This window comes from Hydrogenophaga pseudoflava NBRC 102511 (genome assembly GCF_001592285.1).
GTDB classification, from domain to species: domain Bacteria; phylum Pseudomonadota; class Gammaproteobacteria; order Burkholderiales; family Burkholderiaceae_C; genus Hydrogenophaga; species Hydrogenophaga pseudoflava.
The window spans coordinates 89314-108679 of the sequence record NZ_BCWQ01000001.1; the positions used below are offsets into that span (position 1 = coordinate 89314).

16 protein-coding genes are annotated in these 19366 nt (G+C 69.1%); 11 read left to right on the forward strand and 5 right to left on the reverse strand.

Going from position 1 to position 19366, the window contains the following annotated elements:
- Positions 1-56 precede the first annotated feature (56 nt).
- From boxC to boxA, 3 genes are all read left to right on the forward strand, one after another.
- Positions 57-1727, forward strand: a complete 1671-nt coding sequence (boxC, locus tag HPS01S_RS00480; protein ID WP_066149626.1) for a 2,3-epoxybenzoyl-CoA dihydrolase — start codon at positions 57-59, stop codon at positions 1725-1727.
- A gap of 125 nt (positions 1728-1852) precedes the next feature.
- Positions 1853-3280, forward strand: coding sequence for a benzoyl-CoA 2,3-epoxidase subunit BoxB (gene boxB / locus HPS01S_RS00485; RefSeq protein ID WP_066149629.1), 1428 nt, complete (start codon positions 1853-1855; stop codon positions 3278-3280).
- A 205-nt stretch (positions 3281-3485) separates the two neighbouring features.
- Positions 3486-4775 carry a benzoyl-CoA 2,3-epoxidase subunit BoxA gene (gene boxA, locus HPS01S_RS00490; protein WP_066149635.1) on the forward strand — a complete coding sequence of 430 codons (1290 nt, stop codon included), beginning with the start codon at positions 3486-3488 and terminating at the stop codon, positions 4773-4775.
- Here boxA and HPS01S_RS00495 read toward each other — a convergent pair.
- Complete coding sequence (locus tag HPS01S_RS00495; RefSeq protein WP_084396925.1) at positions 4769-7207, reverse strand: DUF1631 family protein; 2439 nt, start codon at positions 7205-7207, stop codon at positions 4769-4771. The genes boxA and HPS01S_RS00495 overlap by 7 nt on opposite strands.
- Positions 7208-7347: 140 nt before the next feature.
- Here HPS01S_RS00495 and HPS01S_RS00500 point away from each other — a divergent pair, with 140 nt between their 5' ends.
- The 6 genes from HPS01S_RS00500 to HPS01S_RS00525 are packed head-to-tail and all read left to right on the forward strand — an operon-like array spanning position 7348 to position 12612.
- On the forward strand, positions 7348-7992 hold the full coding sequence (locus HPS01S_RS00500; protein ID WP_066149641.1) for a DUF3305 domain-containing protein: 645 nt from the start codon (positions 7348-7350) through the stop codon (positions 7990-7992).
- Positions 7989-8789, forward strand: a complete 801-nt coding sequence (locus HPS01S_RS00505; RefSeq protein WP_066149644.1) for a gamma-glutamyl-gamma-aminobutyrate hydrolase family protein — start codon at positions 7989-7991, stop codon at positions 8787-8789. The genes HPS01S_RS00500 and HPS01S_RS00505 overlap by 4 nt, the downstream gene beginning before the upstream one ends.
- Positions 8786-9439, forward strand: coding sequence for a DUF3306 domain-containing protein (locus tag HPS01S_RS00510; RefSeq protein WP_066149647.1), 654 nt, complete (start codon positions 8786-8788; stop codon positions 9437-9439). Before HPS01S_RS00505 ends, HPS01S_RS00510 begins: the two co-directional genes overlap by 4 nt.
- On the forward strand, positions 9399-11480 hold the full coding sequence (locus HPS01S_RS00515) for a 4Fe-4S binding protein (RefSeq protein WP_066150863.1): 2082 nt from the start codon (positions 9399-9401) through the stop codon (positions 11478-11480). The genes HPS01S_RS00510 and HPS01S_RS00515 overlap by 41 nt, the downstream gene beginning before the upstream one ends.
- A 5-nt stretch (positions 11481-11485) precedes the next feature.
- Positions 11486-12103 (forward strand): TorD/DmsD family molecular chaperone, encoded by a 618-nt coding sequence (locus HPS01S_RS00520; protein ID WP_066149649.1) that lies wholly within the window; start codon positions 11486-11488, stop codon positions 12101-12103.
- Between the two features lie 26 nt (positions 12104-12129).
- Positions 12130-12612, forward strand: coding sequence for a DUF456 domain-containing protein (locus tag HPS01S_RS00525; protein WP_066149652.1), 483 nt, complete (start codon positions 12130-12132; stop codon positions 12610-12612).
- Between the two features lie 27 nt (positions 12613-12639).
- On the opposite strand, the gene HPS01S_RS00530 is transcribed toward HPS01S_RS00525, so the two are convergent.
- Together HPS01S_RS00530 and HPS01S_RS00535 are read right to left on the reverse strand one after the other, a co-directional pair.
- Complete coding sequence (locus tag HPS01S_RS00530; protein ID WP_066149655.1) at positions 12640-13443, reverse strand: metallophosphoesterase family protein; 804 nt, start codon at positions 13441-13443, stop codon at positions 12640-12642.
- Entirely contained in the window at positions 13440-14387 is a 948-nt protein-coding gene (locus HPS01S_RS00535) for a diacylglycerol/lipid kinase family protein (protein WP_066149658.1), read from the reverse strand. The genes HPS01S_RS00530 and HPS01S_RS00535 overlap by 4 nt, the downstream gene beginning before the upstream one ends.
- A gap of 264 nt (positions 14388-14651) precedes the next feature.
- Between HPS01S_RS00535 and HPS01S_RS00540 the strand changes: the two genes are divergently transcribed.
- Positions 14652-15221, forward strand: coding sequence for an exopolysaccharide biosynthesis protein (locus HPS01S_RS00540; protein ID WP_066149661.1), 570 nt, complete (start codon positions 14652-14654; stop codon positions 15219-15221).
- Positions 15222-15245: 24 nt separating this feature from the next.
- Here HPS01S_RS00540 and HPS01S_RS00545 read toward each other — a convergent pair whose 3' ends face one another.
- Together HPS01S_RS00545 and HPS01S_RS00550 are read right to left on the reverse strand one after the other, a co-directional pair.
- Positions 15246-17282, reverse strand: a complete 2037-nt coding sequence (locus HPS01S_RS00545) for a sensor histidine kinase (protein WP_066149664.1) — start codon at positions 17280-17282, stop codon at positions 15246-15248.
- A complete protein-coding gene (locus tag HPS01S_RS00550) occupies positions 17282-18688 on the reverse strand; it encodes a sigma-54-dependent transcriptional regulator (protein WP_243721695.1) in 1407 nt (468 codons plus the stop codon). Before HPS01S_RS00550 ends, HPS01S_RS00545 begins: the two co-directional genes overlap by 1 nt.
- A gap of 450 nt (positions 18689-19138) precedes the next feature.
- On the opposite strand from HPS01S_RS00550, the gene HPS01S_RS00555 reads away from it, so the two are divergent.
- Positions 19139-19357 carry a formate dehydrogenase gene (locus HPS01S_RS00555; RefSeq protein WP_066149667.1) on the forward strand — a complete coding sequence of 73 codons (219 nt, stop codon included), beginning with the start codon at positions 19139-19141 and terminating at the stop codon, positions 19355-19357.
- Positions 19358-19366: the final 9 nt, after the last annotated feature.

The following is a 19366-nucleotide window of genomic DNA, read 5'->3' on the forward strand; positions in this document are numbered from 1 at the left end:
CCATCGGATTTCCAGTGCACCCCGACCGGCCACCGCCCAGAACCCAGGAGACCACCATGACCGCCACCGCCAGCGCCCCCCGCGTCGACTACCAGACCGACCCGTCCCGTTACCAGCACATCCGCCTGTCATTCGACGGCGCCATCGCCACGCTGTCGCTGGCCATCAACGAAGACGCCGGTCTGCGCCCCGGCTACAAGCTCAAGCTCAACAGCTACGACCTGGGCGTGGATATCGAGCTGCACGACGCGCTGCAGCGCATCCGCTTCGAGCACCCTGAAGTGAAGTCGGTGGTGGTCACCAGCCTGAAGGACCGCGTGTTCTGCTCCGGCGCCAACATCTTCATGCTGGGCTTGTCCAGCCACGGCTGGAAGGTCAACTTCTGCAAGTTCACCAACGAAACCCGCAACGGCATCGAAGACAGCAGCCAGCACAGCGGCCTGAAATTCGTGGCGGCGCTCAACGGCGCCTGCGCCGGCGGCGGCTACGAGCTGGCCCTGGCCTGCGACGAGATCGTGCTGGTGGACGACCGCAGCAGCGCCGTGAGCCTGCCCGAGGTGCCCCTGCTGGGCGTGCTGCCTGGCACCGGCGGTCTGACCCGCGTCACCGACAAGCGCCACGTGCGCCACGATCTGGCCGACATCTTCTGCACCAGCGTCGAAGGCGTGCGCGGACAGAAGGCCGTGGACTGGCGCCTGGTTGATGCCATCGCCAAACCCGCGGTGTTTCAGCAGGCGGTGCGCGAACGCGCCGAGAAGCTGGCCGCCGGCAGCCACCGCGGTGCGGCCGGCGCCAAGCCCGTCGCGCTGACCCCGCTGAACCGGACCATCGACGCCGACCGCCTGGCCTACACGAACGTGACGGTCGAGATCGACCGCAGCAAGCGCGTCGCCACCTTCACCGTCAAGGCACCGCAGGGCGCCCAGCCGACCGACATCGCCGGCATCGAGGCCCTGGGCGCGAACTGGTACGCCCTGCAGATGGTGCGCGAACTGGACGACGCCATCCTGCACATGCGCACCAACGAGCTGGACATCGGCACCTGGCTGCTCAAGACAGAAGGCGACAGCGCCGCGGTGCTGGCCAACGACGCGCTGATGCTGGCGAACAAGGACCACTGGTTCGTCAACGAAACCATCGGTCACCTGCGCCGGACCTTCGCCCGCCTGGACGTGTCCTCGCGCAGCCTGTTCGCCCTGCTGGAGCCGGGCTCGTGCTTCGCCGGCACGCTGGCCGAGCTGGCCTTCTGCGCCGACCGCGCCTACATGCTGGTGCTGCCCGACGAGCCGCAGCGGCAGCCGGTGCTGACCTTGGGCGAAATGAACTTCGGCTACCTGCCGATGGTCAACGGCCAGAGCCGACTGCAGCGCCGCTTCTATGAAGAGGCCGGCCCGATGGAAGCCGCGCGCGGCGCCATCGGCCAGGCACTCGACGGCGACGCCGCCTTGAAGCTGGGCCTGGTGACCGCCGCGCCCGACGACATCGACTGGGCCGACGAGATCCGCCTCGCGCTGGAAGAGCGCGCCGCCATGTCGCCCGACGCACTGACCGGCCTGGAAGCCAACCTGCGTTTCGCCCAGAAGGAAAACATGGCCACCCGCATCTTCGGCCGCCTCACCGCCTGGCAGAACTGGATCTTCCAGCGCCCCAACGCCGTCGGCGAAAAGGGTGCGCTCAAGGTCTACGGCAAGGGCGACAAGGCCCAGTTCGATTTCAACAGAGTTTGACGCCCCCCGCGCCGCGCTGCGCGCGTCACCCCCCAGGGGGCGGCGCGAGTGGCCCGGCAAAGCCGGTACCACCGCACCCCTCGATTTGAAGCATCTTCACTCCACCACCACTTCAGGAGACCAGCATGTCCGGTATCAACTACAGCGAGAAGATCCCCAACAACGTCAACCTCAGCGAAGACCGCACGCTGCAGCGCGCGCTGGAGCACTGGCAGCCCAACTACCTGCAGTGGTGGCAGGACATGGGTCCGGAAGGCTCGCAGAACTTCGACGTCTACCTGCGCACGGCCGTGAGCGTGGACCCGCAGGGCTGGGCGCAGTTCGGCCACGTGAAGATGCCCGACTACCGCTGGGGCATCTTCCTGAACCCCGCCGAGCAGGACCGCAAGATCCACTTCGGTGACCACATGGGCGAAGCCGCCTGGCAGGACGTGCCCGGCGAGCACCGCGCCAACCTGCGCCGCATCATCGTCACCCAGGGCGACACCGAGCCGGCTTCGGTCGAGCAGCAGCGCCACCTGGGCCTGACCTGCCCCAGCCAGTACGACCTGCGCAACCTGTTCCAGGTCAACGTCGAAGAAGGCCGCCACCTGTGGGCCATGGTCTACCTGCTGCACAAGTACTTCGGCAAGGACGGCCGCGAAGAAGCCGAAGCCCTGCTGGAGCGCAACAGCGGCAACGCCGACAACCCGCGCATCCTGCAGGCCTTCAACGAGAAGACGCCCGACTGGCTGAGCTTCTTCATGTTCACCTACTTCACCGACCGCGACGGCAAGTTCCAGCTGTGCGCGCTGGCCGAGTCGAGCTTCGACCCGCTGGCCCGCACCACCAAGTTCATGCTGACCGAAGAGGCGCACCACATGTTCGTGGGCGAGTCCGGCGTGGGTCGCGTCATCAGCCGCACCTGCGCGGCGATGAACGAGCTCAAGACCGACGACGTGGGCAAGCTGCGTGCGGCCGGCGTGATCGACCTGCCGACCATCCAGCGCTACATCAACTTCCACTTCTCGGTCACCATCGACCTGTTCGGCGCCGACCAGTCGTCCAACGCCGCCACCTTCTACAGCTCGGGCCTCAAGGGCCGCTACGAAGAAGGCAAGCGCACCGACGACCACGTGCTCAAGGGCAACACCTACAAGATCCTGGCCGTCGAAGAGGGCAAGCTGGTCGAGAAGGAAGTGCCGATGCTCAACGCACTCAACGAGGTGCTGCGCGACGACTACATCAAGGACAGCGTCGGTGGCGTCGAGCGCTGGAACCGCATCATCGAAAAGGCCGGCATCGACTTCCGCCTGAAGGTGCCGCACAAGGCTTTCCACCGCAACATCGGCAGCCTGGCCGGCGTCAAGGTCAGCCCGGACGGCCGCGTGGTGAGCGACCACGAGTGGAACCAGCGCGTGGAAGAGTGGCTGCCGTCGGACACCGACCGCGCCTACGTCGGTTCGCTGATGGGCCGCGTGGTTGAGCCGGGCAAGTTCGCCAACTGGATCGCGCCGCCCGTCATGGGCATCAACCGCCAGCCGGTGGACTTCGAATACGTCCGCTTCAACTGAACCGCCAGAAGTCTGCCCGGGCATCCACGCGCGCGAGCCCGCGAGCGTGAGCCCGGGTGGCTGGCGCAGTGAGGTAAGAGGAGGAGCCGGCCGCAGGCCGGCGGGGGACACGAACGGAGTCAGCCACCCGGGTTCACGCGGTGCAACGAAGTAGTCAACAACCCAGACAATTGAACCCCACGAGACAAGAAGCCGGAGACCGAAGATGAACGCCCCCGCCGAAGCCGCCGTCATCAAGCAGCACCTGATCGACCCCGAGATCTGCATCCGCTGCAACACCTGCGAATCGATCTGCCCGGTCGGTGCCATCACCCACGACTCGCGCAACTACGTCGTCGACGTCAGCAAGTGCAACTGGTGCAACGACTGCATCTCGCCGTGCCCCACCGGCTCCATCGACAACTACCGCCGCGTGGTGCGCGCCAGGGCCTACTCCATCGAGGAACAGCTCGGCTGGGACGTGCTGCCCGCCGAGATCCCGGCCGCGGACCTCGCCGCCGCGGCGGCCGATGCCGGTGAAACTGCGCCCGCCGCGGTGGCCGAACCCGAGCCGGCCCCCGCGGCCGACCCGAGCGGCCAGACCGCCTTCAACTCCGCCCAGTACGGCGCCACCATCCCGCCCTGGAGCGCGGCCCACGCCTACACCAACCTCTACGGCCCCAAGGCCGCGCAGAAGACCGTCACCGCCACGGTGACAGGCAACCTGCGCGTGACCGCCGTCGGCAAGGACTACGACACCCACCACATCGTGCTGGACTTCGGCGCCATGCCCTTCCCGGTGCTCGAAGGCCAGAGCATCGGCATCGTGCCGCCCGGGGTGGACGCCAGCGGCAAGCCGCACCATGCGCGCCAGTACAGCATCGCCAGTCCGCGCAACGGCGAGCGGCCCGGCCACAACAACCTCTCGCTGACCATCAAGCGCGTGCTGGAAGACCACTCGGGCCAGCCGGTGCGCGGTGTCGCCAGCAACTACATGTGCGACCTCCAGGTGGGTGACCAGGTGCAGGTGATCGGGCCCTTCGGCACCAGCTTCCTGATGCCCAACCACCCCAGGTCCAGCATCGTCATGATCTGCACCGGCACCGGTTCGGCCCCCATGCGCGCCATGACCGAGTGGCGCCGCCGGCTGCGCGCCAGCGGCAAGTTCGAGGGCGGCAAGCTGATGCTGTTCTTCGGTGCCCGCACGCAGGAAGAGCTGCCGTACTTCGGCCCGCTGCAGAGCCTGCCCAAGGATTTCATCGACAGCAACTTCGCGTTCAGCCGCACGCCGGGCCAGCCCAAGCGCTATGTGCAGGACGCGATGCGCGAGCGCGCGGCCGATCTGGCGCAGCTGCTGCAGGATCCGAACGCCTGCTTCTACGTGTGCGGCCTCAAGGCCATGGAGGAGGGCGTGGTGCTGGCGCTGCGCGACATCGCCACCGGCGCCGGACTGAACTGGGACGAGGTCGGCGCCGCGCTCAAGCGCGAAGGCCGCCTGCACCTGGAAACCTACTGAGCCTCGGCGACCGCCTCGGCGGTCACGACCTGGTTCAGCGCCCGCGCCATCACCGGCCGGGTTTCGACCAGGCGCAGCCAGCGCTTGGTCATCAGCTTCTCGCAGCTGCGGCGTGTCATGGTGTGGGTGCGGCCGCCCAGGCTGTTGAACATGAACAGGCTGGCCTTCTGGCTGCTCCAGACCAGCTGCGCCCGCAGCCACTCGCCGCCGGAGTACAGGTCCACCCAGGTGCCGGTCGTCATGCGCGCGAGCAGCATCGCCGGTTCGACCGCGTCCGTGTTCACATCCGCATCGGTTGTGACTGCGATCTCCGCGAACGCCTCCACCACCTCCGCCGCTTCCGAGGCCTCGCTGCTGGTGAGCGGCATGGTTTCACTGAACCCGGCGCTGGCGAGTTCGCGCGCGCCGATCCAGGGCTGTTCGCGCGGGGTGGGTTTCTGCTGCTCGGGCGATGCGGGTGCCAGCAGGGTGGCCAGCGCCTGCTGCTCCGACTCGCTGACCTCGGGTGTGAGCGCCGTGGCATGGCCGTCCACCCGGGCGCGGGCGCGCCGCAGCCGCAGCACGGGTTCGTGCAGCTTGAGCAGGGCGTCGAAAAAGGTCCGGGTTTCGTCGGGTGACTGGCCCAGGCTCTCCAGCCCCTGGCGCAGGGTCATCAGCATGCCGGGCACGATCTGGAACAGCTGGCTGGGCTGGCGCAGGGTCACCTGGCTGCGTGTGCTCCACAGCAGGTGGCCGATGACCTTGCGGTAGCCAAACGGGTCCGGCCCCTTGCCGGGGTGCTGCAGCTCGGCCGAGGCGATCACCAGCGACCACGAGCCGTACAGGAAGTCGAGCACGATGGCGGGTGCGTCGTAGAGGTCGGGCCGGTGGCTGATTTCCCAGGCGATCTGGTCCGCCAGCTCCTGGCGCCGCTCGGCGAAGTTCAGTGCCTGCAGCTGCCGCTGGCGGCGCTGCTCCTGCGCCTCGTCGTCGCTCGCCCACTGCGCCTTGAGCTCGTCCAGGGCGGAGGCGAAAGGGCCGGCCTCCACCGACCCGCTGTCGTTGAGCGAACGGACCTGGGCGCGCACCGGTTCGAAAAAGGCTTCGAAGCCGGGAGAGAACTCGTCGTTGTAGCGGAAGCTGCGCTGGGCCACCGCCTCGATCCACAGGCGCGCGGGGTGGTCGCCGCGGCTGAAGTAGCGCGGCTCGGCCATGGCCAGACGCAGCAGCGCCGGCTCCAGCGCCACCACCGCCTCGCGCACCGGTGCCAGCAGCAGCGGATCGCCCGAGACCTGGTTGACCAGCTTGCGCACCACGTCCAGACCGACGGCCTGCGACACCTTGTCGGCCTGGTGCTTGAGCTCCAGCAGGACGCGGGTGCGTTCGTGCGGCGCGGCGTAGTCGCCCCACTGGTCCGCATCCAGCGGCGAGGCCACGTCGACCGGTCGCGCCGGGCGTTCCACCGCGGGCAGGTCGCGGTAGCGTGTGCGCTCCTGCTCCAGTTCTTCGGGCGCGGGCTGGGGCAGCCGGGCCAGCAGGTCGACGTGGTGCAGTTCCTGGCGCACCTGCTCGAAATACGCGTTGTCCAGCGGGTGATCGAACACCGCCTGTTCGCCGGCCATGAAGGCCTGCAGCACCTCGTGCTGCAGCGGCGTCTGGGTGCGCGCCAGGTCCTTCATGCGCAGCGACATCGGCGGTGCGGGGGTGTCCAGTCCCTCCCGGGAAGGGGCCAGCCCGGCCCGCTCGGAGGGCGAGCCTTCCTCCAGCCAGCCCCGCGTGGACAGGTGCGTCGCGCTCTGGGGCGAACCGTCGGCCACCAGGCGGATGCGGTAACCCGCCTCCTGCACCCGCGCCTGCTGCAGCATCAGGGCCACCTGTCCGTAGAGCTGGCTCAACTCCTTCGCCAGCGGGGCGACGATCTTCTGCATCCACAGGCTGCGCAACTGCGGGTCGGACTCGCGCTCGGCCATCAGGTCGCGCAGTGTGCGCACGAACACCGAGGGCCGCAGCGGGTTTTTCTCGGCGTGCACGGTGTCCAGGCCGATGAGCGAGCTCATGCGGGCGTCCACCATCGACAGCGACTGTTCGACCACCGGCAGCAGCGCCTGCAGCATGCGGGCCGCCTCCAGCGACTCGTTGACCGAGTCGTCGTCCACCAGCGCCAGCAGGGACGAGTCGGACATGCGCCCCATCGACGAGGTGGGCCCGTCGTGGTCACCACGCTGGAAGGCCTGCTGCAGGCGCAGCGGGAACTGGGCGGTCAATGGGTTGCGCTGGCGTTCCAGGCTGAACCAGGCGCGTGCCAGCAGGGACCGCTGCGCCACCTCGCGGCTCTGGTTTTCCGCGTCCTGAAGCGCCGCCACCGTCGCGTTCAGGCTGCGGCCCAGCAAGGCTGGGGCTTCCCTGAGCACCCGGTCAAAGCATTGATCGAGCAACGACGGGGCTGAAGACATGGCAAGGCGGGGGAATGTGGGGTGTTGTTGTGCGAAAACTCACGCAGATTACACCGAGGCACGCCCTCCGTACAGGACGAACTGGTCATTCACCCCGCAGATACAGCCGTCCATCGCCTTGGCGTACAGTCCGTTGTCCTATGAATGCCGATGCACAAGTTTCTCCGACGCCATCCGGTCGTCCCTCTCTGCCGGTCGATGTGGTGATGCGGCGCGAGCCCGTCACGGGGCCGATGGCTCGGTGGCAGCGCTGGCGCTGGGTGCTGGCCGACGTGATGGCGGCCGGGGCCCCTGGCGAGGTGCCCGTGGGCGCCCCCGAGGCTGTGGCCGGCGCACCGCGCGAGGTCCAGCCGCTGCCGGGTGCGGTGGTGGTGGAGGGCGCACGGTACTGGCTGTTCAACGGCCTGCGCGCCACGCTGTACCGGGACGACGCAGAAGGCTATTTTCTGAACCTCAACAGCCCGTCGCCGTGCTTCTGGGTGTTCTGGCGCACCGACGATGCGCAGCTGATCGATGGCGAGCCCATGGCCGTGCCGCAGATCGCCACGCTCAGCTACCACGACGCTGGTCGCTGGCTTGATGCCCAGGAAAAGGTGGACCAGGTGCCCGCCTCGCCCGAGGTGGTTGAATGGCTGCAGACCTTCGTGGCCGAGCACCACCATATCGAGCCCAAGCGCCGCAAGCGGCCCGACAGCTTCAAGCCACTGACCGACCGGTTCGGCCAGCCGGCCCGCGTGAGCACCGGCAAGGTGGGCCCGCGCCACAGCGGAGGAGAATCCAGATGATGCTTCGCATCGGCATCAGTGCACGCTTGCTGCACGAGCCCCCGCCAGGGCTGGGTCTGCCGCAGAAACGCCTGCAGTTCCTTGAAAGCTCCATGGCGCACTGGGTGATGGCCCATGGCGCGATCGCGCTCATGGTGCCATTCGTCGACGAAAACAGCCCCCACCTGGTCAACCGCGTGCCCGCAAGCGAGGTGGTGGACCTGCTCGACGGCCTGGTGCTGCAGGGCGGCATTGATGTCTGCCCCGAAACCTATGGTGGCACGCTGCTGCGGCCCGAATGGGCGGGCGATCCGGTGCGCGACCGCTACGAACTGGCCCTGCTGCGCGGCTTCATCGAGGCGCGCAAGCCGGTGCTCGGCATCTGCCGCGGAGCCCAGCTGATCAACGTGTACTACGGTGGCACGCTGCTGCAGGACATCCCTTCGCAGCGCCGCAGCCCGGTGCTGCACCAGGACCTGGCCCACTACGACCGGCTGCATCACGAGGTCCGTTTTGAACCGGGCCTGCTGCTCGACCGGCTGTACGGCTCCTCGGTGCACAGCGTCACCAGCATCCACCATCAGTGCGTGGACCGTCTGGGCGAAGGGCTGATCGTCGAGGCCCGTTGCCCGCAGGACGATGTGATCGAGGCCATCCGCGCCACCGGGCCGGGCTTCGTGCTCGGCCTGCAATGGCACCCCGAGTTCCACCTGCTGCCCGCCGAGGCCCGCCAGGGCCTGATCGACAGCGGTCCGCTGATGGAAGCCTTTCTGCAGGCCACACGCGAACGGGCGGACCGCCACCGCAAACCCGCATGAGTGCCGCTGGCGACGACGGATTCTTCTCGCGCTGGTCGCGCCGCAAGGCGCAGGCCCGCGCGGGCGAGCCACTGCCAGAAGCGGCCGCGCCCCTGGCTCTTCCCCCGCAGCCCGCTGCTGCGGCCCCCGCAGCAGCGTTTCCTGTTCCTCCCGAAGATGTGGCCGCTGCGCCCGCGCCCGAGGCTGCGGAAGCCCCACCGCCGCCCACGCTGGAAGACACGCAGCACCTCACGCCGGCCTCCGATTTCCGCCGCTTTGTGGCTAGGGACGTACCGCCCGAAGTGCGCAATGCCGCCGTCAAGAAGCTGTTCGCCGACCCGCACTTCAACGTGATGGACGGTCTGGACATCTACATCGACGACTACTCCAAACCCAGTCCGCTGTTGGCCGCCGACATGGCCCGGATGGTCAGCGCCCAGTTTTTGAAACTGGTGGACGACCCCGAAGACAACGACACAAAGAAGCCCGTGAACTTGGCCTCCGAAGCCATTGCCACGGACGCCAGAGCAGAGCCTCCACCGGCCACAGAAGACACCCGCGCACCAGACGCGGCCGCACCCGAAGAGACCCCCCACGATGACCACGCTGATCTGCAACTGCAACCAGACCATGCCCCTGGACCCCAAGGCCCTGGGCCGGGCGCTGGATGAAGACCTGAGCCTGCACACCACGCTGTGCCGGCGCGACGCCCCCTCCTTCCAGAAGGCCTGCCGCAGCCGCGACGACCTGGTGGTGGCCTGCACGCAGGAAAGCCGGCTGTTCGGTGAACTCTCGGCCCAGACCGAAGGCGCGGTGGACCTGGACGTTCGGCCGATCCGCTTCGTCAACATCCGCGAAACCGGCGGCTGGGGCCGCGAGGCCCCGCAGGCCACGCCCAAGATGGCGGCCCTGCTGGCGGCGGCCCGCCTGCCCGATCCGGAGCCGGTGCCTACCGTCACCTACAACAGCGAAGGCCGCCTGCTGATCATCGGCCCGCTGGAGCGCGCCGAAGCCCTGGCTGCGCTGGTCAGCGACGCGCTGGACGTGACCCTGCTGCCCACGGGCGGCAGCGGCCAGCAGGCGCGCCTGTACCCGGTGCTCCCCGGCCAGCTGCACCGCCTGCAGGGCTGGCTCGGTGCGTTCGCCGTGACGGTGAGCGCCAGCAACCCGATCGACCTGGACCTCTGCACCCGCTGCAACGCCTGCGTGGCCGCCTGCCCCGAAGGTGCCATCGGCCTCGATTACCAGGTGGACCTGTCGCTCTGCAAATCGCACCGTGCCTGCGTCAAGGCCTGCGAGGCCGTGGGCGCGATCAACTTCCAGCGCGAAGCGCAGGAACGCGAAGAGACCTTCGACCTCGTGCTCGACCTGCGCGACGCCCCCGGCTTCACCCAGCACGCGCTGCCGCAAGGCTATGTGCACCTGCCGGCCACGGCCGATGCCCTGGCCCAGGTGCGCGCCGTTACCCAGCTGCGCGACCTGGTGGGTGAGTTCGAGAAGCCCAGGTTCTTCACCTACAAGCAGAAGATCTGCGCCCACGGCCGCAACCAGAGCGTGGGCTGCAGCGCCTGCGTGGACGTGTGCTCGGCCTCGGCGATTTCCAGCGACCTCAAGCGCAACCAGATCGTCGTCAACCCCCACCTCTGCGTCGGCTGCGGCACCTGCACCACCGTCTGCCCCACCGGTGCGATCAGCTACGCATACCCGCGCGCCACCGAGCAGGGCGTCAAGCTGCGCACCCTGCTGGCCACCTACGCCAAGGCCGGCGGCCAGGACGCCGCCCTGTTGCTGCACAGCCAGGAAGCGGGCGCAGCGCTGGTCAACGACCTGGGCCGTCTGGCGCAGCTCGACAAGACGGTGCGCGGCGTGCCCGCCCGCGTGATCCCGCTGCCGCTGTGGCACACGTCCTCCACCGGCATCGACCTCTGGCTCACCGCGTTCGCCTACGGCGCCCGCCAGGTCTGGGTGCTGATGACCGGCGAAGAAGCGCCGCAGTACCACGAGGCCCTGCGCGAGCAGATGGCGGTGGCCGAATCCATCGTGCAGGCGCTGGGCTACAGCGGCCGCCACTTCAAGCTCATCGAGGTGCGCGACGCGCGCGACCTGCCGCTGCTCGACGCCGAGCTGGGCGAAGCGCCCGCGCAAGGCGTCACCAAGGCGGCCAGCTTCGCGGTGCAGCCCGAAAAACGCGCCACGCTCGACCTCGCGCTGGACCACCTGCTGCAGGACAGCGCGAACCGCATCAGCCGCACGAAGGATGCGGCCATCGCGCTGCCCGCCGCATCGCCTTTTGGCAGCCTGAACGTGGGCCGCGACGCCTGCACGCTCTGCCTGAGCTGCGTCAGCGCCTGCCCGGCCAGTGCACTGCAGGACAACGCCGAACGCCCGCAGCTGCGCTTCATCGAGAAGAACTGCGTGCAGTGCGGCCTGTGCGCCACCACCTGTCCCGAAAACGCCATCACCCTGCAGCCGCGCCTGCTGCTCTCCGATGAACGCCGTCAGCCGCGAGTGCTGAATGAAGCACAGCCTTACCAGTGCGTGCGCTGCGGCAAGCCCTTCGGCACGCTCAAGGGCATCGAGGTCATGCTGGCCAAACTCAGCGGCCACGCCATGTTCCAGGGCGAGGCGCTGGAGCGGCTGAAAATGTGCGGCGACTGCCGTGTGGTGGACATCTATTCGAACCCGGGCGAGTCCCGCATCTCCGATCTGTGAACGATATGAACGAACCGATCCCCGTGTCCTCCGCCCTCGACGAAGAAACCGCCCGCGCCGAGGTCTATGGCCTGCTGGCCGCGCTGTACTACGCGCCACCCGGCCCCGAACTGCTGGCTCAGCTGCGCGTGGCCGTGACCGAAGCGCCCGCGGCCGGCGGCTTCCTCGAAGAACCGTGGCGCCAGTTCGTCGGCACCGTGCGCGACCTCAGCGACGAACAGGTGGCGAACGAGTACGACGCCCTGTTCGGCGGCGTCGGCAAGCCCGAGGTCTACCTGTTCGGCTCGTTCTACCTCAGCGGCTTCCTGAACGAAAAGCCGCTCGCCGCGCTGCGCAGCGACCTGGCCGCCCTGGGTCTGGCGCGCGACGAGGCCATGCCCGAAACCGAAGACCACTTCGCCTGTGTCTGCGAAGTCATGCGCTACCTCATCGCCGGTGACGACGTGGAAGTGGCCAACCTCACCCAGCAGCAGAAGTTCTTCAGCGCCCACGTGCAGCCCTGGGTGCCCGCCATGTGCGAGGCCATCAGCGCCCACCCCAAGGCCCGGTTCTACGCCGCGCTGGCCGGTTTCACGGCGGCCTTTGTCAGCGTGGAGTCGCAGGGTTTTGATCTGATGGTGTGAGCGTGACCACCTACTGAAAGCCCGCCTTGGAAATCACCCTGCTCTGGATTCTGTGTGCCGCCCTGATCGTGGCGGGCCTCGCCGGCACCGTGCTGCCGGTGTTGCCGGGCACGGTGCTGGTGTGGGCGGGCATCGTGCTGGGCGCCTGGATCGACGACTTCCAGCGCGTGGGCACGACCACCCTGGTGGTGGTGACGGTGTTGGCCGCGCTGGCCTGGGTGCTGGACTACGTGGCCGGGCTGCTCGGCGCCCGCAAGGCCGGCGCCAGCCGGCAGGCCCTGCTGGGCGCGGCCATCGGCACCGTGGCGGGCCTGTTCATGGGCGTGGTGGGTGTGCTGTTCATGCCCCTGGTGGGCGCGGCGCTGGGCGAGTACCTGGCGCAGAAAGACCAGACCCGCGCGGTCCGCGTGGGTGTGGCCACCTGGCTGGGCATCATGCTCGGCCTGCTGGCCAAGGTGGTGCTGGCCTTCGTGATGGTGGGTCTGTTTGTCGCGGCGCTGCTGATCTGAGGCGCGCCGCCGGCGCATAGCCGGTGCTCAGGCGCCGACGGGTTCGCGGTCGGGCTGCAAGGTGGTGGCAAGCGTGCGCGCAAAGGTTTGCTCGCGAACCAGGAAGTCCCAGCGTTCGACGCGGCAGCGCTCCTGGGCCGGCGCCCAGCGCACGATGTTCACCGAGTTGGGCACCCCGGGCCGCAGGCGCGAGGACACGGCGGTGCCCGCCTGCACCACCCACAGCCGGCGCGCCTGCCCGTGCAGAGCCAGTGTGTAGGGCAGGTGGATGTGACCTCCCAGCAGCAGATCGGCCCCGGCCTCGGCCCAGACCCGCAGGGCCTCGTCGTGGCCGCGCAGCAGGTGGTGGCGGTCGCGCGGCTCGGTCACGGCCAGCGGCTGGTGCACCACCACCACGCGCAACTGGCCGGGGTCTGCAGAGCTCAGCAGTCTGGCCACGCGGTCGATCTGCGCAATGGACAGGTCGCCGTTGCGGTGACGCCAGGCCCGGGTGGTGTTCGCGCCGATGACCAGCCATTCGGGGGCTGCGATCACCGGTTCGAGGTCGGTGCCGAAGGCCGCGGCATAGCGCGCGTAGGGCCGGGCCAGGCGCTCCCGCAGGTCCAGCAGCGGAATGTCGTGGTTGCCGGGGATGGCCAGCACCGGCGCGCCCAGCCGGTCGACGAAGGCCCTGGCCGCCTGGAATTGGGCCGGCCGGGCGCGCTGGGTGATGTCGCCCGAGAGCACCACCAGGTCTGGTTGCTGCTGCGCGGCCAGGTCCAGTAGCGCGGCCATCACGGGCGCCTGCTCGGTACCGAAGTGGGTGTCTGAAATGTGCAGCAGTACGCTCATGAATCGGCCTGGAGCAGATAGAGCGGCTGTTCGAGCACGCGGAAGTCGATCGGTGCACGCATGCGCGCCACCTCACCGTCGAAGGCCACCATCACCTCCCGGCGGCCCGGCAGCAGCCGCGGCCGGGCCACCAGGTGGTGGAACTCGAAGCTCTCGACACCAGCGGCTTCGCCCAGGCGGCCCATGGCGCCGTGCAGCAGCAGCCCGAGCATGGACAGGGTGCCGATGGGGCGCAGCATCAGCGCGGCCATGCTGCCGTGTCCGGGCGTGCCGGCGATGGTGTCCTCCGGGTGGGCGCCGAACTGCTCCAGCTGCAGCCGGTTGTTGCCCACGAAGAGCGTCAGCGTGTTCACATCGCGCACCTGGTCGCCCAGCTCGATGTGCAGGCGCAGCCGGCGCTGCGCACGCAGCAGGGTGGCGCAGGCCGCCACGAAGGCCACCCAGCGGCTGCGGCCGAAGCGCGCCTTGAAGGCCTCGCGGTCCTGCAGCAGCTCGGGGTAGATGCCCAGGCTGGCATTGACCAGGAACACCCGGTCGTTGATGGCGCCCACCTGCACCGGCTGCGGTCGCGCATCCATCAGCAGCTGTGCCGCTGCGGCCGGGTCGGTGGGAATGCCGTGGGTCCGGGCGAAGTAGTTGAAGGTGCCATAGGGCATCACCCCCATGGTGCAGCCGGCCGCGTGCGCCGCCTGGGCAACGGCGTTGAGGCTGCCGTCGCCGCCCACGGCGACCACTGCCGAACGCCGCTGCACCGCCTCCGCCGCGGCCCGGGCCGCCACGCGCGGCAGTTCGGCCGGCTCGCAGACCCGCAGTTCGCCCCGGCGACCGCGCGCCGCCAGGGCCGACTCGATCACGGCCCGTTTGGCGTCGACGTCCTGGGCGCCGGCCCCGGCATTGATGACGAACAGCAGCGGTGAGTCGGGGTCGAAGGGGGGTGCCGGCATGGTTGCGAGAGGGCGAAAGGACAGAGTGTGAGTCGGCACGGCTGCGCGGCGTTCAGTTTTTTTCGATCGACGCGTTCGGCCCAGGCTCCTTGCACCGCGCACCGCCAGCGGGCACAGTGCGGGTGTTTTTTCCTTCAGCGAGACCATGCGTCTCCTGGATCCCGCATGCCAGGCCAGCCATCCCCAACCCCGACACCCTCCGAGCTCCGCAAGGACCGGCGCCGCGCCACCGTGGCGCGGATTGCGGACGCTCATTTGTCCGCCATGGGTGGCACCCTGGCCGACACCATCGGTCACGACAGCCGGCAGCGCCTGGTCTGGCTGGCGCTGCTGGCCATGCCCCTGCTGTTTCCGGTGGCGCTGCCGGGCATGGGCTCGGCTGTCGGGGTCTTCTGTCTGGTGATCGCCTTCGGTCTCTGCGCCGGCCGGTCGGTGCCCCTGCCCGCTTGGCTCGGTGAGCGGACGCTGAACGACCGTGTCCGGGAACTGCTCACCCGCATGCTCGCCCGCGTCATCCATCTCATTGCGCGTCTGGGGCGGCCCCGGCTACTGGGCCTGAGCCACCACTCCGCGCGCTGGGCCAACGGCCTGATGCTGTCGGTGGCGGGGGTCTCCATGGTGGTGCCGGTGCCCGTCATCAGTTTTGACAACGTGCTGCCCGCCCTGGCCATGGTGCTGACGGCCTGGGGCCTGCGCCTGCGCGATGGCCTGATGCTGCTGGCCGGGCACGTGGCGACGCTGGTGGCCGCCGCGTCGGTGGTGCTGCTGTGGTGGGGGGGCTCGCAACTGGTGGTCGACCTGCTCACGAGACTTGGCGTCCCCGCCCTGCAGTGACCGCAAGCGGCACACGCCACCGGTTCATCCGCCGGGTCTTCCGTCCCGTGTGTTCACCGCCGCCGGCGCCTGTGGCTCGGTCAATAGCCGCACGCCGAACACGGCACCGCTGTGGCCATCCTCCCGGTTCCCCGCGAAGATGCCGCCGCCGTAGCGCTCCACCAGCCCCAGGCTGATCCACAGGCCCAGACCGTTGCCGTCGTTCTTGGTGGTGAAGAAGGGCCGGAACAGGCGCTCGGCCACGCCCGGTGCCAGCCCCGGCCCCGAGTCCTGCACCTGCAGCAGCGCACCACGCGCGCCGTGCTCGTCGGTCCAGTCCCGCGTGACCAGTCGCAGCGTGCCGCCCTTGGGCATGGCCTGGATGGCGTTGATGAGCAGGTTGATGATGACTTGCTGCAGCTCCTGCCGGTTCAGGCCTACGCGCTGCGTGGCTTGAAGGTCGCGCACCACTTCGATGCGGGTCTGCGCCAGCAGGTGCGCCACCAGCACCAGGCTGTCGTGCACGGTCTGGTTGAGGTCCAGCGTCTCCACGTAGCCGGCGTACTCGGTGGGCCGCGCGTACTGCAGCAGCTGGGTGACGATCAGGCGCATGCGCTCGACCTGTTCGTCCAGCAGCCTGAACTCTGCCGTCACCGGCCGGGCCTGCGGGCCCAGGGTGTCGCGGATCAGGTCGAGGTTGCCCTGCATCACCGCGATCGGGTTGTTGATCTCGTGTGCGATGCTGGCCGTGAGCTGGCCGATGGCGGCGAGCTTTTCGCTCTTGACCAGTTGCTGCTGCGCCAGCCGCAGCGAGGCGTTGCTCTCCTCCAGCTCGCGCGTGCGCTCGGCCACCTTCTGGTCCAGCTCTTCGCCCCAGCGGCGCAGCGCGGCGGTGTTCTCGTCGATCACGTCCAGCAGCTGGTCCAGGTGGCCGGCCAGGGCGCCGAGCTCGTCGCGCGCCGGCAAGGTGCCCACACGGGCCGCGGCCTCGCCGTCCTCCACGCGCTGCATGGTGCGGTTCATCTGCTCCACCGGCTTGAAGATGCTGCGCGCCCAGCGCACCGAGAACCAGGCCGACACCGCCATCACCGCCAGGAAGATCAGGCCCATGACGGCCAGCATGGCGTGGCGCACCCAGCGGAAGGGCGACTCCAGGAAACCCACGTAGAGCATGCCCACACGCTGTCCCGCGGCGTCCAGCAGCGGTTCGTAGGCCGAGACGTACCAGTCGTTGACCACGAAGGCGCGGTCCAGCCAGGTCTCACCCTGGCCGAGCACCCGGTCGCGCACGGTCTGCGACACGCGGGTGCCGATGGCGCGCTGGTCCTGGAACAGGCGCACGTTGGTGGTGATGCGCACGTCGTCGAGGAACAGGGTGGCGGTGCCCTCGCTGCCGAAGGGCAGGGCGCCTTCGGGATAGACGATGCGGTTGATGTGGTCGATGAAATCCAGGTTCTGGTTGAGCAGCAGACCGCCCACCAGCAGGGCCTGGGGCTGGCCCGCGGCGTCCCGCACCGGCTGCAGCGCCAGCAGCACCAGGGCGCGGTCTTCCGTGGCGCGGGCATCGGGCGCGGCGTTGCGCGTGCTCACCAGCGGGATGTGCAGGCGAGGCAGCAACCGCGGGGCGAGGGCCGCGAGTTCGTCGCGCGAGAGGCGCACGATCTGCGCGGACCTTGCGGGCGTCGTCGCGGCCGTTTGCAGCAGCGACGCCACACCGGCGGGCAGGGTGGCGCTCGGGTCGTCCTGGCGCATGAGCAGCAGGAAGTCCAGCCCCAGCTCCTGCCGGTCGGCCGCCAGGCGTGCGGCCAGGTCACCACCGGCCATGGCCTGCAGCAGGCGCTGCGAACGCGCCACGCCGCGCGTGCCGCTGCCCACCTCGGCCAGGGTCTGGTCGAAGTAGCCGCGCGCCACGGCCAGATCGCTGCGCACCTTGGTGATCAGCAGACGGTCGTAGGTGACGCTGCTCCACACCGCGATGGCCAGCACCAGGAGGGGGAACACCACCAGCAGCGGCAGCAGCGCCATGGCCAGCAGCTTGTTGCGCACCGAGGTGGCGAGCCAGCGCGGTGTGGGCAGCTTCATCAGCGGCCGAACGCCTGTGAGCCATGACCCCACTCGGCCACGCGCCGCTCCAGCGTGCGGCGCGACACGCCCAGCAGTTCGGCCGCGCGGGTCTTGTCGCCCTGCACCGAGTCGAGCACGCTGAGGATGTGCTGCTTCTCGAGCGTCGCCAGATCCATGGGGGCCCCTGCCTCGGTGCCGGCGCTGCGCACAGGGTCCCCGGGGTAGAGGGCCGAGATGTTGAGCGAACCGAGGATGAGCGAGCGCTCGATCAGGTTGCGCAGCTCGCGCACATTGCCCGGCCAGTCGTACTGCGCGAGGTAGTCGAGCTCCTGCGCACTGATCGCCAGCGGCGCCACGCCGAGCGCGGGCGCGAGCTGCTCCATGAAGTGCTGCACCAGGGCCGGGATGTCGGCCTTGTGCTCGCGCAGTGGTGGCAGGCTCAGCTCCACCACCTGCAGCCGGAAATACAGGTCCTTGCGGAAGCGGCCCGCGGCCACCTCGTCCGCCAGGCGGCGGTTGCTCGCGGCCATGATGCGCAGGTTCAGCGGCACCAGCTGTTCGCTGCCCACCGGGCGGATCTTCAGGTCTTCGATGGCCCGCAGCAGCGTGGCCTGGATCGGCAGGGGCAGTTCGGCCACTTCGTCGAGGAACAGCGTGCCCCCCTGTGCGTAGTGGAACAGGCCCTCGCGCGCCCGCGCAGCGCCGGTGAACGCGCCGCGGGCGTGGCCGAAGAGTTCGCTCTCCATCAGCTCGGGCGAGACGGCGGCGCAGTTGAGCGGCACGAAGGGGCCGTTGGCCCGCGGGCCGTTGGCGTGCAGGGTGCGGGCCACCAGCTCCTTGCCGGTGCCGGACTCGCCCTGCAGCAGCACGGTGCTGTCCACCGGTGCCACGCGAGCCACCGAGGCGCGCAGCCGCTGCATCGCTTCGGACGCGCCCACCAGCGCCTGGTTGCGGCCGTTGGAGCTGGCCACCGCGCGGCGCAGCACGAAGTTCTCGCGCCGCAGCCGCGAGCGCTCGAAGCAGTGCTTCACGGCGTTGAGGATCTGGGGTACGCGGAAGGGCTTGAGGATGAAGTCCGACGCACCGGCGCGCAGCGCCTCGATGGCGGTGTCCAGGTCGGCAAAGGCCGTGATCAGGATGACCTCGCCGCTGAAGCCCTGCTCGCGCAACTCCTTGAGCCAGGTCACACCGCTCTTGCCGGGCAGCGAGATGTCGAGGATGACCAGGTCGGCGTGGTGGCCGTGCAGCCAGTCGGCGCCTTCCTCGGCGCTGGTGGCGCTCATCACGAAGTGGCAGCGTGGCGCCAGCGTCTTGACGAGGAAATTGAGCATGCCCTGCTCGTCGTCCACGACCAGGATGGACCAGTCGGGCCAGCCTTCAAGGCCTTTGTCGGGGGAGGAGATAGGCGCAGGTGAGGTGTCCACCCGGCGGCATTCTACGGAGGAGGTGGAGCAATTCACTCGGATATTGGCGCCGATCCGACAACGTGGCCCGCCGGAGCAGCGGTGATGGTGGGATGTGGGTCGCGACAAATTGTCGCGACTGGCCTCGACAGCTTGTCGGCGTGATGGGCGACTGCGGTGCCTGAGGTGCGGGTATTCCCTTGAATTCGGATGTTTCAAGGGCGATCAAGCGCCCCGGATACCGTCACAGGTGCTGGTGTCGGGTTGGCATGGTTCTCGCTGGGTTGTCGTCGCTTTCATGCCGGCGCAAATGGGGCGCGTCGGCCGGGCTGTCAACCCGCTCCGGCGCTGAGGGTCGGCACATGGCGTCGGCTTGCGCCGGCACTGGGCCTTGGTTAGATTCCACATATGCAAAAAGTCCACATGATGTGCCGTGCACGCCAGCCGGACGTCGTTCCACAGGAGACACGCATGAGCAAGCCCCAACCCGAATCCCGCGGCCGCCTGAGCCGCCGCACGCTGTTTGCGGGCGCTGGCACCGTCGGTGCGCTGGCCGCTGCGACCAGCCTGTTGCCCTCAGTGCAGGGCACGCCCGAACCCGAGGCTGCCGCCCGCCCGGCTCCCGAGCGGGGCGGTGGCTACAGCCTGACCGATCACGTCAAGCAGTACTACAAGACCACCCGGATCTGAACCCGAGGA